We start from the raw sequence: 14392 nt of genomic DNA on the forward strand, positions 1-14392 counted from the left end.
AACCGGTTCAGTGGTGTTCTGTCCCGGACGCGACCGTGATGTGGGCATGACCGTCATCGGCGTGCGACGGCCCCGCACCGCCGCACGCGCCCCTGACGAATGGAGATCTCATGGTCCGGTCCGCCCATGACCCCGCGCCGCCGGCGTGGGCGAGCGCGCAGCGCGACGGACTCGTCGCCTGGGCCGAGCGCGCCCGGCACCCGCACGGGTTCGCCTGGCTGGACGACAGCGGGCGGCCGCGCGAGGAGGAGGGCGTCCACACCTGGATCACCGCCCGTACCACGCACGTGAGCGCCCTGCACGCGCGCGAGCGGGGCGGCGCGGCCGGCGAGCTGGCCGAGCACGGGGTGCGCGCCCTGCTGGACTCCCTGCACGACGGCGAGCACGGAGGCTGGTTCTCCCGGGTGGACTTCGAGGGCGCTCCGGCCGACACCGGCAAGGCCGGCTATCAGCACGCCTTCGTCCTGCTGGCCGCGGCCACCTCCTGCGGCAGCGGTGTGACCGGGGCCGACCGCCTGCTCGGGAGGGCCTGCGCGGCGGTCACCGAGCGGTTCTGGGACGAGGCCGCCGGGCGCGCCGTCGAGGGCTTCGACCGCGGCTGGACGCGGGCCGAGCCCTACGGCGGCGCCAACAGCAACATGCACATGGTCGAGGCGTTCCTGGCGACCACCGCCGCCACCGGCGATCCCGTCTGGGCCGAACGCGCGCTGCGCATCGCCGACTTCTTCGTCCGCGAGCAGGCCGCGCCCAACGGGCACCGGCTCGCCGAGCACTACACCGCCGACTGGACCGCCGAGCCCGACTACAACCGGGACCGGCCCGACGACCCCTTCCGCCCCTACGGCTGGACGCCCGGGCACTCCCTGGAGTGGGCGCGGCTGCTGCTGCACCTCGAAGCCGCGCTGCCCGCCCCGCCGGCATGGCTGCTGCCCGAAGCCGAGGCGCTCTTCGCCACCGCGGTGCGCGGCGCGTGGGCGCGCGACGGCGCCGACGGCTTCTGCTACACGCTCGACTGGCAGGACCGCCCGGTCGTGGGCGCGCACATGCACTGGGTGGCGACCGAGGCGATCGCAGCGGCCGAAGCGCTGTTCCGGCGCACCGGACACGACTCCTACGCCGGGCTCGCCCGGGACTGGTGGACCCACCTGCGCGCCTGCTTCATCGATGGCGCGGACAACTGGCGGCACGAGCTCGACGCCCGGAACCGGCCCGCACGCACCGTGTGGCGCGGGCGCCCGGACGTCTACCACGCCTACACCGCGCTGGCGTTCGCCTGCGACCTGGCGATCCCCGGATTCGCCGTCCGCACGGCGCAGCCGGACGGGGCGGCGTGACCGGCGCGGTATGAGCGGTCACCGACGGTCCAACGCGACTTCCGCAGACCTCAGCAGGCGCCGTCCCCGCTGACGTAGGTGCGTAGGTGCCGGGCGGTGAGCGAGTCCCCGTGGGCGACGAGGTCGGCCGGCGTGCCGGTGAACACCACCCGGCCGCCGTCGTGGCCGGCGCCCGGGCCGAGGTCGACGATCCAGTCGGCGTGGGCCATCACGGCCTGGTGGTGCTCGATGACGACGACCGTGTCGCCGTCGTCGACGAGCCGGTCCAGCAGCGCCAGGAGCTGGTCCACATCGGCGAGGTGCAGGCCGGTGGTGGGCTCGTCCAGCACGTAGGTCGTGGCCTTCTCCGCCATGCGGATGGCCAGCTTGAGCCGCTGCCGCTCGCCCCCCGACAGGGTGGTGAGCGGCTGGCCCAGACCGAGGTAGCCCAGGCCCACGTCGACGAGCCGGTCGAGGACGGCCCGGGCCTGGCCGGAGGTGAAGAAATCGTGGGCCTCGGCCACCGACATCGCCAGGACCTCGCTGATGTTCTTGCCGCGCAGCTCGTGGGTGAGCACCTCGGGGGTGAAGCGCCTCCCCTCGCACTGCTCGCAGACGGAGGCCACCCCGGCCATCATGGCGAGGTCGGTGTAGACCAGGCCGATGCCCTTGCAGTTCGGGCAGGCTCCCTCGGAGTTCGCGCTGAACAGGGACGCCTTGACCCCGTTGGCCCTGGCGAACGCGGTCCGGACCGGGTCGAGCAGCCCGGTGTAGGTGGCCGGGTTGCTGCGGCGGGACCCGCGGATCGCCGACTGGTCGACCACCACCACGCCGTCCCTGCCGGGGAGCGAGCCGTGGATCAGCGAACTCTTGCCCGATCCGGCGACGCCGGTGACCACGGTCAGCACGCCGAGCGGGATGTCGACGCTCACGTCCTTGAGGTTGTGCAGGGTCGCGCCCGTGATCGACAGGTGCCCGCTGGGCCGCCGGACCTGTGGGCGCAGGCGGGCCCGGTGGCCCAGGTGGCGCCCTGTCAGGGTGCCGGAGCCGCGGAGCCCGGCCACGTCGCCGGTGAAGCACACCCGCCCGCCGGACGGGCCGGCCCCCGGCCCCAGGTCGACCACGTGGTCGGCGACCTCGATCACCTCGGGCTTGTGCTCGACGACGAGGACCGTGTTGCCCTTGTCGCGCAGCCGGAGCAGCAGGTCGTTCATCCGCTGGATGTCGTGCGGGTGCAGCCCGACCGTGGGCTCGTCGAAGACGTAGGTGACGTCGGACAGGCTGGAGCCGAGGTGGCGCACCATCTTCACCCGCTGGGCCTCGCCGCCGGACAGGGTGGCCGACTCCCGGTCCAGGCTCAGATAGCCCAGGCCGATCTCGACCAGTGAGTCCAGGGTGTCGCGCAGGGTGCCGATCAGCGGCCCCACCGACGGGTCCTCGATCTTGCGGACGAACTCGGCCAGGTCGCTGATCTGCATCCGCGCGCACTCGGCGATGGTGCGGCCGTCGATCGTCGAGGACAGCGCGGCGGGGTTGAGCCTGCTGCCGCCGCACGCGCGGCATTCGGTGAAGGCCACGGCCCGGTCCACGAACGTCCGGATGTGCGGCTGCATCGACTCCCGGTCCTTGGCCAGGTGGATCCGCTGCACCTTCACCATGAGCCCTTCGTAGGTGATGGTGTTGGCGCCCACCTTGACCTTGGTGGCGGGTTTGTGCAGGAAGTCCTCCCACTGGGCGGGGCTGTACTCCTTCAGCTTGACGTCGGGGTCGACGAACCCGGAATGGGCCAGGGTCTGCCAGTACCACCCGCCCACGGTGAAGCCGGGGACGGTGATCGCCCCCTCGTTGAGCGAGCGGTCGACGTCGACGAGTTGGGCGACGTCGATCCGCGACACCCGGCCCAGCCCCTCGCACTCCGGGCACATGCCCTCGGCGCTGTTGAAGCTGAAGGCCGTCGCGCCGCCGACACGGGGGGTGCCGAGCCGGCTGAAGACGATCCGCAGCATCGTCTGGGCGTCGGTCGCCGTGCCGACCGTGGAGCGGGAGTTGGCGCCCATCCGCTCCTGGTCGACGACGATCGCCGCGCTCAGGTTGCGCAGGGCGTCGACGTCGGGCCGGCCCAGGCTCGGCATGAACGACTGGATGAAGGCCGTGTAGGTCTCGTTGATCAGGCGCTGGGACTCCGCGGCGATGGTGCCGAAGACGAGGGAGGACTTCCCGGAGCCGGAGACCCCGGTGAAGACGGTGAGCCGGCGCTTGGGGATGTCGAGCGAGACGTCGGCCAGGTTGTTCTCCCTGGCGCCGCGGACCTCGATCACGTCGTGGCCGTCCGCGGCGGTCCGCTGCCCGGCGGCCTCCGGCCGGACTGACAGGTGCTCCATCGAACCCCTTCGGGAGGTGGTGGGCCGGGGGATCCACCCTGATCCGGTGGATATCCGTTCGCTTCAATTGTTCCATTGAAGTGCTGATGAAGGGTTTCTCGAAGAAATCGCCGGTACTGCACCGTCCAGTACCCGGAAAGTCTCAAATCGCCCGTAAACGCTGTGCCCGGCGCGCACCGAGCGGGCGCGGCCGGGGCGGGACCGGTCGCCGCCGCGGGGACGGCATCGGGCGGCGCCGCCCTGCGGCCGGGCGGGGCTCTCCCGCGGCCGCGCCGCGGGGGTTTGGTGCGCCGGGATGCGGGCAGCCGGAGGTGGGCACCGGCCGGGAGCCGGGATGAGGAACGGTGCGCGTGCGGGCGGCCCCACCGGCGCGGTCGCCCGCGCCGCGCCGGGCACCGGTGAGGACACCGCGAAAGGGGACGTCGATGCTGCACGCGCTCGCCCGGAAGCTGCGCCTCGATGTGCAGCCGGTGGTCTTCTTCACCTCGGCGGGCCTGCTCATCGCCTTCATCGTGTTCGGCGTCGTGTTCACCGACACCGCGAGCTATGTGCTCGAAGACGTCCTGCTCGCCGGCATCACCGACAACTTCGGCTGGCTGATGATCGGCGCGGTCGCGGCCTTCATCGTCTTCTGCCTCTACCTCGTCGTCGGCCCCCACGCCAAGGTGCGGCTCGGTCCGCCCGACAGCCGCCCCGACTACGGCTACCTGTCCTGGTTCGCCATGCTGTTCAGTGCCGGCATGGGGATCGGGCTGGTGTTCTACGGCGTCGCGGAGCCGCTGGTGCACTACGCCGAGGCGCCGCGCACCGAATCCGAGACGGCGCAGTCCGCGCAGGACGCGATGGTGCTCGTCTTCCACCACTGGGGGCTGGGCCCGTGGGCCGTCTACGCCGTCCTGGGCCTGGCGCTCGCCTACTTCGGCTTCCGGCACGGCCTGCCGCTGACCGTCCGCTCGGCGCTGTACCCCGTCATCGGCGAACGGATCCACGGGCCCGTCGGCCACACCGTCGACATCCTCGCGGTCCTCGGCACGCTGTTCGGCGTGGCCACTTCGCTGGGCCTGGGCGTCCTGCAGGTCAACGCCGCCCTCAGCTACGTCTTCGGCGTCTCCCAGAGCACGGTGATCCAGGTGGTGCTGGTCGTCGTGATCACCCTCATGGCCACGATCTCCGTCATGACGGGGCTCGACAAGGGCATCCGGATCCTCAGCCAGACCAACCTCGTGCTGGCCGCACTGCTGCTCCTGTTCATCGCCGTCGTGGGCCCCACCGTGCTGCTGATGTCGGCCTACCTGGAGAACATCGGGGCCTACATCGGCCAGGCGGTGCCCACGATGTTCTGGACCGGCACCTACACCTACGACCCCGAAGTCGACGCGTGGCTGAGCAGCTGGACGCTCTTCTACTGGGCGTGGTGGATCTCGTGGTCGCCGTTCGTGGGGATGTTCATCGCGCGGATCTCGCGCGGACGCACGATCCGGGAGTTCGTGGCGGGCGTGCTGCTCGTTCCCGCGCTCCTGTCGTTCCTGTGGTTCACCGTCCTGGGCAACACCGCCCTCCACATCGAACTGAGGGACACGGCCGACCTCCTCACTCCGACCTTCGCCGACTCCTCCTACTCCTTCGCGATGTTCGCGCTGCTGGAGCAGTTCCCGTTCTCGACCCTGACCTCGATCGTCGCGGGGCTGCTCATCGTGGTCTTCTTCGTGACGAGCTCCGACTCCGGTTCCTACGTGATCGGCATCATCAGCACGGGCGGCGATCCGCAACCGCACACGTCCAACCGGGTGTTCTGGGCGCTGCTGGAAGGGGCGATCGCCGCGGTCCTGCTCCTCGCGGGCGGGCTGACGGCGCTGCAGGCCGGGGCGCTGACCACCGGGCTGCCGTTCACCGTGGTCCTGCTCCTGGTGATGGTCGGGCTCTGGAAGGCGTTACGCGGTGAGAGCAGAGGGAGGGGAATGCGCCGGATCGCCAGGGAACCGCTGGTGGGGTCAGGCGGCGAACGGAACGAGGACGAATCCACCGAGGAGGAGTCCGGCGGGAACCGCCGCGGCGTCGACACCGGCACCGCGTCGGACGAGGGGAGCAGATGATGCGCATCGCCGTTGCCATCGACGCCGCCAACGGCGCCGCGAGGGCCGTTCGGACCGCGCTCGAGGAGGCCCGCGCGCACGGGGAGGCGGCCATCGACGTCATCTACGTGTACCGGGCGTCGGAGCCGCTCGCGGCCTTCCCCAGCTACCCGCAGAAGGGCCGCGATCAGGTCGACCCCAAGGTCGCCGAGCAGCGGGCGACCGAGGCCCTGGAGGCGTGGCTGGACGGCCTCGACGTCGACTTCGGCGGCATCGAGGTCCGCAGGATCGTCACCGGGGCCTCCAACCCCGCCCGCGCGCTCGTGGAGCGCTCCGGCGACTACGACCTGCTCTGCCTCGGGGCGCGGCGCACCGGCGCGTTCCGCGACCTGCGCCCGACCGTGGTGAGCGAGCAGGTGGTGCGCAACGCGCAGTGCTCCGTCCTGATCTCCCGGGGCCGCGACGCCTAGTCTCCCGCGCCGCGGCCCGCACCTCGGGACCGCGCCCCGGCGCTCACACGCCGTAGAGCCAGTCGACGTGCTTGAAGTCGGCCGGGTCGCGGTCGGAGAACAGCTCGTTGCGCAGCAGCCGGGCGAGCCCGTCGACGTGCCAGATGTCGCCCCACACCCGCGCCGTCCTCTGCACGCGGGCCGTGCGTTCGGTCCGCGCCTCCTGGTAGGCCGCGAGCGCCGCGGGCCATCTCGGGCCGTCCGCGGCCGCGGTCTTGTCGACCTGCGCCGACAGGCAGTGCGCGTCCTCGATCGCCTGGCAGGCGCCCTGCGCGAGGTACTGCAGCATCGGGTGGGCCGCGTCCCCCGTGAGCGCGAGGCGGCCGTCGATCCAGGTGGGGATCGGTTCGCGGTCGTACATCGGCCACCTGCGGGTGCGCCACAGCGACCGCAGCCCGCGGCGCACCTGCGCGCAGGCGCCGGAGAAGACCTCGTCCAGCTCTTCGGGGCCGCCCCAGTCCTGCTCGCCCCGATGGTAGGCCGGCGACTCGAAGACGGCGACGGTGTTGAACATCTCGCCGCCGCGCAACGGGTACTGCACCAGATGGTGCCCCGGTCCGAGGTAGACGACGACCTGCTCCAGGGCCTGCCCGTCCAGCTCGTCGCCGAGCTCGGCGACGGGGAGCGCGCCGCGGTAGGCGACGTAGCCGGAGCAGACGGGCGCGTCACCGCTCAGTTTCGCCCGCAGGGACGAGTGCAGGCCGTCGGCGGCGAGGACCACGTCGGCGCCGATCCTGCGGCCGCCGACGAGAGCGACGGCCGCCTCCGGCCCGGTCTCGACGTCGTCGACGCGCGTGTCCGCCAGCAGTTCGACCCCCGCGCCGCGGCAGCCCTCGGCCAGGATGTCGAGCAGGTCGCTGCGGTGGATGACGACGTAGGGCGCGCCGTAGCGGGCCTCGAACTCCTCGCCCAGGTCGAGGTGGGTCAGCTCCCCGCCGTCGACGGCGTCCTTGAACACCAGTCGCCGGGGCCGGACGCCCTTGTCGAGCACGGCGTCGAGCATGCCCCACTCGCGGAGGACGCGGGTGGCGTTCGGCGCCATCTGCAGGCCCGCGCCGACCTCGGCGAACTCCGGCGCCCGTTCGAGCACCGTCACCTTCCGGCCCGCGCCGGCGAGGGCGTAGGCGTTCGCCAGCCCGCCGATGCCGCCACCGACGACGATGACGTCACCGCCCCTGTCGACTTCGCTCATGTCCTTCGCCTTCCGTTGCGTTGCCGTGCGCACTCGGCCCTTGCGCACCCGCCCCTCATCGAGCTCCGACCGCCGAGTCCGCGGGGCGAGGCGGAACTTCCAAGGCGCGGATCCGCTGTGCCGCCGGCGGCTTGCGCGCACTGCGGCAGCCGACTCCCTGTGCACACCCGATCATCGAACATCGATCAGAGCCACGGGCCGAGATCCGGCGCCTCGGTGCTCCTGCCCGTCAGCCACGCGGCGAGCACGGCGGCCGCTCCCCCGGCCGCGTGCTTCCCGGCCGCTTCGGCCGCGAGCGCGGCGTTGACCTCCTCGGGCAGGTCGCCGAATCCGACGCCGGCGTCGAGGTCCACGGCGTGCACCGTCACCTCGCGGGTCCGCATCCACGGGATCTCCGCGGCCGGGACGGTCCGCCCCTGCGCGGTGACGACCCGGTGCGACCACGCCCGCTCCGGCAGGGCGTCCAGGTCGGCGGCCAGGGCCCGGGCCGACCCGTGCACCAGGGCGCGCAGCTCGGAGGGGTGCAGCCGGGCCCCGGACTCGATCTCCGCGGCGCGCTGGTCGGCGCTCTCGTACATCCGGCGCTCCTGCCCGGTGGCCGCCCAGTGGACGAGCCGGCGCAGCGCCTCGGCGTTGTAGTGCACGTGGGCCACCAGGTGGCGCCGGGTCCAGCCGGGCAGCGGCGTCGGCCCGTCGAGCGCGTCGTCGCCCATCCCGTCCACGGCCGCCAGGAACAGCCCGGTGCCCCGGTCCATCCAGTCCCGGACGCTCATGACCTGCGCGCCACGTTCTCAAGGCGGCCGATGCCCTCGATCTCGGTGACCAGGGTGGCGCCGTCGGTCAGGTAGCGGGCCGGTCTGCGGGCGTGCCCGACGCCGCCGGGGGTGCCGGTGGCGATCACGTCCCCCGGGCGCAGCGTCATGACCGTGGAGGCGTAGCGCACCAGGGCGACCGGGTCGAAGACCAGGTCGGAGGTGCCGGCCTTCTGCACCTCCTCGCCATTCACCGAGGCGCTCAGCTCCAGGGCCGGCCGGACGCCGCCGGGCAGCTCGTCGGGGGTGACCACGACCGGGCCGAGCGGCGTGGTGGCCTCGAACGTCTTGCCCTGCAGCCACTCCTTGGTCCGGAACTGCCAGTCGCGCATGGTCACGTCGTTCATGACGGTGAAGCCGGCGATCGCGTCGGCGGCCTGCCGCTCGTCGGCGCGCCGCACCGTGCCCCCGACCACGACGGCCAGCTCGGCCTCCCAGTCGACGGCATCGGACTCGGGGGCGAGGTCGATGTCGTCGTTCGCGCCGATCAGCGCCTCGGCGAACTTGGCGAACAGGGTCGGGTGCTCGGGCAGGTCGCGGCCCATCTCAAGGATGTGGTTGCGGTAGTTGAGCCCGACGCACAGCACCTTGCCGGGGCGGGGCACGACGGGCGCGTGGCCGGCCTGGTCCACCGGATGCGCCGGGCCGGTCGCCGAGGCCGCCAGCGACCTCCAGTCCTCCGCCGCCAGGAGCGCGCCGACGTCGGCGAATCCGAGGTCGGTGAGGCCGTCGTCGTCGACGCGGACGGCGCGGGTCCCCCCGGAGGTGCGGATGGTGGCGAGCTTCACTGGTCGGTTCCCTTCGGGTCGATCTGGACGCGGTCCTGATGGAGCCGCTCGAAAACGGGGGTGTCGCTGAACCGGAACAGGTCCAGGCCGTGCTCGGTGGCGACGGTCAGCGGCAGCCAGGACGGCACGGCGAACAGGTCGCCGCGCTCGACGTTCCAGGCGGCCTCGCCGACGGTCACCCGGCCTGCGCCGTCGAACACCTGGAAGACCGAGGAGCCGACCTCGCGGCGGGTCGCCGTCTCGGTGTCGGGGGCCAGCCGGTGGAACTCGGTGCGGATCGTCGGCATGACGTCGCCGCCGGTCGTGGGATTGGTGTAGCGCACGGCCGCGTGCCCGGGTTCGACGGTGGCGGAGTATCCCTCGGCCTCCAGGGCGAGCTGCTCGGAGAGCGCGCGGTCGGTGTACTCCCAGCGGTAGGCGAGCAGCGGGGTCGCCGGCGTCGGCCGCAGCCGGGTGAGCGGGCGCAGCCCCGGGTGCGCCCAGAGCCGCTCGGAGCGGGAACGCTCGGGGGCGGCCCTGGTCTCCACCTCCTCCGGACCGAACTCGAAGAAGGTCGAGTCGCCGTAGTGCTGGAACGGGATGTCGAGCCCGTCGATCCAGGCCATCGGCCGGTCACTGCCGTTGTGGTGGCCGTGCCAGTTCCACCCCGCCTGCGGGAGGAAGTCGCCGCGGCGCATCGCCACCGGGTCGCCGTTGACGACGGTCCACACCCCTTCGCCCTCGACCACGAACCTGAAGGCGTTCTGGGTGTGCCGGTGGACCGGGGCGTCCTCGCGGGGGTTCAGGTACTGGATCGCCGCCCACAGCGTCGGCGTCGCGAACGGCCGGCCGCCCAGCCCCGGGTTGGCCAGCGCGATGGCCCGGCGCTCGCCGCCGCGGCCGACCGGGACCAGCTCGCCGGCCTGCTCGGCCATCGGCAGCAGGTTGTTCCAGCGCCAGATGTGCGGCAGCGCGTCCGATTTGGGGTGCGCCGGCATCAGGTCGCCGATCTCGGTCCACAGCGGCACCAGCAGCTCCTTCTCGAACCCCCGGTACAGGTCCTCGAGCGCGGCCGTCCGCGTCGGCTGGTCGGGGGCGTCCGTCGCGGTGACGCGCACGGGGCTGTCGGGCACGGCCATGCCTGCACTCCTTCGGATCGAACCGGATCTCGAAGGACGACTCTGCCCCTTCTCCCGTCCACTGGGATAGGTTTTTCTGTTATGAAGAACAAACCGCCGTACGCGATCGAGTCGGTCGACCACGCGCTGCACCTCGCGTCGCTCCTGCAGCAGGAGGGGCCGCTGCGGGTGACCGACGCCGCCGACCGCCTGGACGTGTCGGCGTCCACGGCCCACCGCCTGCTCGCGATGCTGGTGTACCGGGACTTCGCCGAGCAGCAGCCGGACCGGCGCTACCGGGCGGGCCGCGTGCTCAGGCCCACGCCGGTCTCCGAGGCGCCGATCGCCCTGCTGCGCCGAATCGCCCTGCCCCACCTGCGGCGGCTGGTCGAGCGGGTGCAGGAGTCCGCCAACCTGATGGTCATGGCCGGCCCCGAGGTCCGCTTCATCGCGACCGCCGAGTGCGAGCAGGTGCTGCGGGTGGGCGACCGGGCCGGGCGGTCCCTGCCGACGCACCTGACCTCGGGGGGGAAGGCGATCCTGGCCGCCCTCCCCGCCGAGGAGCTGACCGCCCTGTACCGCGGCTGCGACCAGGTCGACCTGCCCCGGCTGCGGCGCGAGCTCGGCCTGGTCCGCAAGCGGGGCTTCGCCATCAACGACCAGTCGACCGAGACCGGGCTGACCGCCCTGGGGATGCGCGTGGACGGCCCTTCGGGGACACCGGCCGCCGCCGTCTCCCTGGCGCTGCCCAGCGCCAGGTTCGACCGCGACGCGCTCGCGACCTGGATCGGGGCGGTGTCGGCGACGGTGGCCGCCATCGAGGCCGACCTCGCCGCGGGCTGACCGGCCCGCGGCGGGGTCCGTCCCTGCGGGCGGCCGAGGCGGGCCCTACGGCGCCGCCTCCTCGTCCATGCTCATCCGCGGAACCGGACCGCGGAAGCCCCTGGTGAGGATCGCGAGCAGGACGACGCCCGCGGCCAGCCAGCAGCAGCCCAGCAGGAGCGCGTGCCCGTCCAGGTTGACCAGCAGGTAGACGTCGATGACCGCTCCCACCAGCGGGACCACCACCCATGCGAGGACCCCGCCCGCGCCGCCGCCGGGGCGGTGCCGCAGCCAGTGGGCGATGACGCTCAGGTTCACCATGGTGAACGCCGAGAACGCGCCGAAGTTGATGAACGACGTCGACGTGGTCAGGTCGAGGGCGATCGCGCCGAGACCGATCACCCCCACCAGGACCAGGTTGAACACCGGCGTGCGCAGCCGCGCCTGCACCGCGCCGAACAGCCGGCGCGGCAGCGTCCCGTCCCGGCCCATCGCGAACAGCAGCCGGGAGGCGGTCGCCTGCGCCGCGAGTCCGGACGCGAACTGGGCGACGATCAGCCCCGCCAGGAACACCGAGGAGAACAGCCGCCCGCCGATGTCGGCCGCGATCTCGAAGGCGGCGGAGTCGACGTCGTCGAAGGCGCCGCCCGGGTGCGCGAGCTGGGTCGCGTACGAGGCGACGACGAACAGCAGGCCGCAGGCGAGCGCGGTGATCAGGACGGCCCTGGGGATGGTCCTGCGGGGGTCGCGCGCCTCCTCGGTCAGCGTGGTGACCGCGTCGAAGCCGACGAAGGAGTAGGCGGCGAGCGCGGCGCCGGCCGCCACCATGGCCTGCGTGGTGCCGTCACCGGTGAACGGCCCCATCGGGTCCACCGGCCCGCGAAGGGCGTCGGCCAGGGACAGCGCGACGAAGACGCCCAGCACCAGGAGCTGGAAGGCCATCAGCACGAGGTTGGCGCGCGCCGCCACCTTGATGCCGAGGACGTTCAGCGCGGTCGTGACGGCGATGAACGCCACGATCCACACCGCCATGGGCACCTCGGGGAACCGCGCGGACAGGTACGACGCCCCGATGAGCCAGATGACCAGCGGGAGGAACACGTAGTCGAGCAGGATCGCCCATCCGGTCAGGAAGCCCAGGCGCAGGTCCATGGAGCGCCCGACGTAGGTGTAGGCGGACCCGGCGACCGGGTGGGCGGAGGCCATGCGGCCGTAGCTGTAGGCGGTGAACAGCATCGCCACCAGCGTCACCAGGTAGGCGGTCGGCACGGCGCCGCCGGTGGTGTGCGCCAGGACCCCGAAGGTGCCCAGGACGATCAGCGGGGTCATGTAGGCGAGGCCGATCAGGGCGACCTGGCCGAGGCCGAGGCTGCGGTCGAGCCCGGTCTGCGTGGGGCGGACGTCGGTCATGCGTGGGGCTCCCTGTCGGGACGGGGGCGGGAGCCGAGGGGGCGCCGGGCGACGGCGCTCCAGTCGGCGGGGTCGATGCGGCCCCGGTAGAAGGGCAGGTCCAGCGGCGCGTCCTCGTCGGTGAACTGGTGCCAGATGCGGTTGAGGCCCGCCGTGCCGTGCTCGCGGACCCGCGCCACCTCGTCGGCGTCGAGGACGTCGGTGAGGACGGCCGGGCCGTCCTGCGCCTGTGTCCGGACGCGCCCTTCGGGGTCGGCCACGAGGCTGCGGCCGGCCCCGATCGGACCGGCGGCGTTGGCGTTGACGACGAACACCTGGTTGGCGATCGCCGCCGCGCGCGTCATCACGAGCTCCTGCTCGCGGTCGGCGGTCGTGGTCTGGGCGGGGGTGACGATGAGGTCGGCACCCATGGCGGCGAGCTGCCGGGCGACCTCGGGGAACCACGTGTCGTAGCAGATCGACAGGCCGATCCGGCCCCATTCGGGCACGTCGACCACGGTGAAGCCGGAACCCGGGGTGAACGTCTCGTAGGGGCGCCACGGGAAGCACTTGCGGTAGGCCCCGGCGATCCGGCCCTCCGGGGAGAACAGCACCGAGGTGTTGTACACGCCGCCGCGGCCGTCGGGTTCGCAGAGCGTTCCGGGCAGCAGCCAGACGCCGAGTTCGGCCGCCGTCGCCGCGAGCGCGGTGGCCAGCGGCCCGTCGAGGGGCTCGGCGAGTCCGGCCAGCCGCTCGGGAGCGGCGGGGCGCCCCGCCGCCGCGGCACCGGAGCCGGGGTCGGGGTCGGGGTCGGGGTCGGCGTAGAGGTGCAGTTCGGGGTAGACGAGCAGCCGGGTACGCGGGAAGCGCCGCATGGCGTCGCGCGCCTGCGCGGCGAACAGGTCCGGATCGCCGGCCGCCGGGATCGGCGGGTCCTGGACCACGGTGACGGGGAGCCAGGCGGACATCTTCCTCCCGAGGATCGGCGGCGTGCGCCGGCGTCCGGTCGGCGGGCGGCGGCACCGCGCACCGATCGGCGCCGAGGCGCGGCCGCACGGCACTGTTGGCACTGTCAGCGCAGCTCACAAGGGTGCTGCGGGGAACGGCCAAAAAATTAGCGCATAATGAGCAAATAAACAATGTCGCGGTGCCGGTAGCGTCTCCTCCATGGACACCGCCGCCCCCGCGCAACGGGAAGACGCGCCGCTGCAGGCGGCACCGCTGACCGGAATCCGCCGCCTGAGCGCGCAGGACACGGTCCGGGCCCGCATCGCCCTGGCCGTCGACCTCGGACTCCTCGAACCCGGGGAGCGCCTGCCCGGCAACGACTCCGTGGCCTCAGCGCTCGACGTCTCCCTGATCACGGTCCGGCGCGCCCTGGTGTCGCTGTGCGAGGACGGGGTGCTGGAGCGCCGGCGCGGCCGCAGCGGCGGCACCTTCGTCGCGCCCCGCCCGGAGAAGGGCGCGGTGCGCGAGATCTCGGCCTACACCGCCGACGCCGAGACCGTGCACCGGCTCATCGACCAGCGGCTGCTCCTGGAGTGCGGCGCCGCCCACCTGGCCGCCCGCGCGGGCGGCCCCGTGCGGACGGCCCGCCTGCGCGAGCTCGTCGACGCCATGGACGAGGCCCGGACCTGGGCCGACTTCCACGAGCTCGACGCGGACTTCCACCGCGAGGTCGCCGCGGCGTCGGGGGTGCCGCACGCCCGCGAGGAGCTGGGAGCGGTGCTCACCCGGCTGCACCGCTACTTCCTGCCCTACCGGATGGACGTGCTGCGCGCCTCCAACGCCGAGCACCGGGAGCTGCTCGGCGCCATCGAGGCCGCCGACGCCGACCGCGCGGTCCGGGTCGCGCACCGCCACGCCGACACCCTGCACCGCACGATGTTCGTCGGCTTGGATCCGGAGCCCCCCGGCCACTGAGCTCTTCGCGCCGGTCTTGACCTTGGGTTTTGACCTTGGCCACTGGGGGTTTTGAAGCCTCAGCCGAAGGAGGGGTCCGCGGTGACCGGGCGAT

General features: G+C 72.9%; 12 protein-coding genes. 5 read left to right on the forward strand and 7 right to left on the reverse strand.

Annotation, left to right across the window (positions count from 1 at the left end; all coding sequences use genetic code 11):
* The first annotated feature begins 110 nt into the window (after nt 1-110).
* The gene (locus tag HDA32_RS17535; protein WP_179644210.1) at nt 111-1334 is read left to right on the forward strand and encodes an AGE family epimerase/isomerase; all 1224 of its coding nucleotides are present in this window, start codon (nt 111-113) and stop codon (nt 1332-1334) included.
* A gap of 50 nt (nt 1335-1384) precedes the next feature.
* Here the strand turns inward: HDA32_RS17535 and HDA32_RS17540 are convergent, their stop codons facing one another.
* Entirely contained in the window at nt 1385-3694 is a 2310-nt protein-coding gene (locus HDA32_RS17540; protein WP_179644211.1) for an ATP-binding cassette domain-containing protein, read from the reverse strand.
* Nucleotides 3695-4119: 425 nt separating this feature from the next.
* Here HDA32_RS17540 and HDA32_RS17545 point away from each other — a divergent pair, with 425 nt between their 5' ends.
* Nucleotides 4120-5787, forward strand: coding sequence for a BCCT family transporter (locus HDA32_RS17545; protein ID WP_179644212.1), 1668 nt, complete (start codon nt 4120-4122; stop codon nt 5785-5787).
* Nucleotides 5787-6236: a universal stress protein gene (locus HDA32_RS17550; protein WP_179644213.1), complete on the forward strand. Its 450-nt coding sequence runs from the start codon at nt 5787-5789 to the stop codon at nt 6234-6236. Before HDA32_RS17545 ends, HDA32_RS17550 begins: the two co-directional genes overlap by 1 nt.
* Nucleotides 6237-6279: 43 nt before the next feature.
* On the opposite strand, the gene HDA32_RS17555 is transcribed toward HDA32_RS17550, so the two are convergent.
* The 4 genes from HDA32_RS17555 to HDA32_RS17570 all read right to left on the reverse strand — a co-directional run bounded on the left by HDA32_RS17555 (nt 6280) and on the right by HDA32_RS17570 (nt 10185).
* Nucleotides 6280-7467: an FAD-dependent oxidoreductase gene (locus HDA32_RS17555; RefSeq protein ID WP_179644214.1), complete on the reverse strand. Its 1188-nt coding sequence runs from the start codon at nt 7465-7467 to the stop codon at nt 6280-6282.
* 185 nt (nt 7468-7652) lie between these two features.
* Entirely contained in the window at nt 7653-8240 is a 588-nt protein-coding gene (locus tag HDA32_RS17560; protein WP_218882510.1) for a maleylpyruvate isomerase N-terminal domain-containing protein, read from the reverse strand.
* Nucleotides 8237-9067: a fumarylacetoacetate hydrolase family protein gene (locus HDA32_RS17565; protein WP_179644215.1), complete on the reverse strand. Its 831-nt coding sequence runs from the start codon at nt 9065-9067 to the stop codon at nt 8237-8239. Before HDA32_RS17565 ends, HDA32_RS17560 begins: the two co-directional genes overlap by 4 nt.
* On the reverse strand, nt 9064-10185 hold the full coding sequence (locus HDA32_RS17570) for a cupin domain-containing protein (protein ID WP_179644216.1): 1122 nt from the start codon (nt 10183-10185) through the stop codon (nt 9064-9066). The genes HDA32_RS17565 and HDA32_RS17570 overlap by 4 nt, the downstream gene beginning before the upstream one ends.
* A gap of 81 nt (nt 10186-10266) precedes the next feature.
* On the opposite strand from HDA32_RS17570, the gene HDA32_RS17575 reads away from it, so the two are divergent.
* The gene (locus HDA32_RS17575; protein ID WP_179644217.1) at nt 10267-11007 is read left to right on the forward strand and encodes an IclR family transcriptional regulator; all 741 of its coding nucleotides are present in this window, start codon (nt 10267-10269) and stop codon (nt 11005-11007) included.
* 45 nt (nt 11008-11052) lie between these two features.
* Here the strand turns inward: HDA32_RS17575 and HDA32_RS17580 are convergent, their stop codons facing one another.
* Nucleotides 11053-12396: an APC family permease gene (locus HDA32_RS17580; protein WP_179644218.1), complete on the reverse strand. Its 1344-nt coding sequence runs from the start codon at nt 12394-12396 to the stop codon at nt 11053-11055.
* Nucleotides 12393-13343 (reverse strand): carbon-nitrogen hydrolase family protein, encoded by a 951-nt coding sequence (locus HDA32_RS17585; RefSeq protein ID WP_179644219.1) that lies wholly within the window; start codon nt 13341-13343, stop codon nt 12393-12395. Before HDA32_RS17585 ends, HDA32_RS17580 begins: the two co-directional genes overlap by 4 nt.
* Nucleotides 13344-13542: 199 nt before the next feature.
* Here HDA32_RS17585 and HDA32_RS17590 point away from each other — a divergent pair, with 199 nt between their 5' ends.
* Nucleotides 13543-14298, forward strand: coding sequence for a FadR/GntR family transcriptional regulator (locus HDA32_RS17590; protein WP_179644220.1), 756 nt, complete (start codon nt 13543-13545; stop codon nt 14296-14298).
* Nucleotides 14299-14392: the final 94 nt, after the last annotated feature.

Source organism: Spinactinospora alkalitolerans, from assembly GCF_013408795.1.
Classification (GTDB): Bacteria; Actinomycetota; Actinomycetes; order Streptosporangiales; family Streptosporangiaceae; genus Spinactinospora; species Spinactinospora alkalitolerans.

Coding starts and splice junctions, on each gene's coding strand:
- HDA32_RS17545 (WP_179644212.1), top strand. CDS start 4,120: ATGCTGCACGCGCTCGCCCGGAAGCTGCGCCTCGATGTGCAGCCGGTG.
- HDA32_RS17555 (WP_179644214.1), bottom strand. CDS start 7,467: ATGAGCGAAGTCGACAGGGGCGGTGACGTCATCGTCGTCGGTGGCGGC.
- HDA32_RS17535 (WP_179644210.1), top strand. CDS start 111: ATGGTCCGGTCCGCCCATGACCCCGCGCCGCCGGCGTGGGCGAGCGCG.
- HDA32_RS17540 (WP_179644211.1), bottom strand. CDS start 3,694: ATGGAGCACCTGTCAGTCCGGCCGGAGGCCGCCGGGCAGCGGACCGCC.
- HDA32_RS17585 (WP_179644219.1), bottom strand. CDS start 13,343: ATGTCCGCCTGGCTCCCCGTCACCGTGGTCCAGGACCCGCCGATCCCG.
- HDA32_RS17575 (WP_179644217.1), top strand. CDS start 10,267: ATGAAGAACAAACCGCCGTACGCGATCGAGTCGGTCGACCACGCGCTG.
- HDA32_RS17590 (WP_179644220.1), top strand. CDS start 13,543: ATGGACACCGCCGCCCCCGCGCAACGGGAAGACGCGCCGCTGCAGGCG.
- HDA32_RS17550 (WP_179644213.1), top strand. CDS start 5,787: ATGCGCATCGCCGTTGCCATCGACGCCGCCAACGGCGCCGCGAGGGCC.
- HDA32_RS17570 (WP_179644216.1), bottom strand. CDS start 10,185: ATGGCCGTGCCCGACAGCCCCGTGCGCGTCACCGCGACGGACGCCCCC.
- HDA32_RS17580 (WP_179644218.1), bottom strand. CDS start 12,396: ATGACCGACGTCCGCCCCACGCAGACCGGGCTCGACCGCAGCCTCGGC.
- HDA32_RS17560 (WP_218882510.1), bottom strand. CDS start 8,240: ATGAGCGTCCGGGACTGGATGGACCGGGGCACCGGGCTGTTCCTGGCG.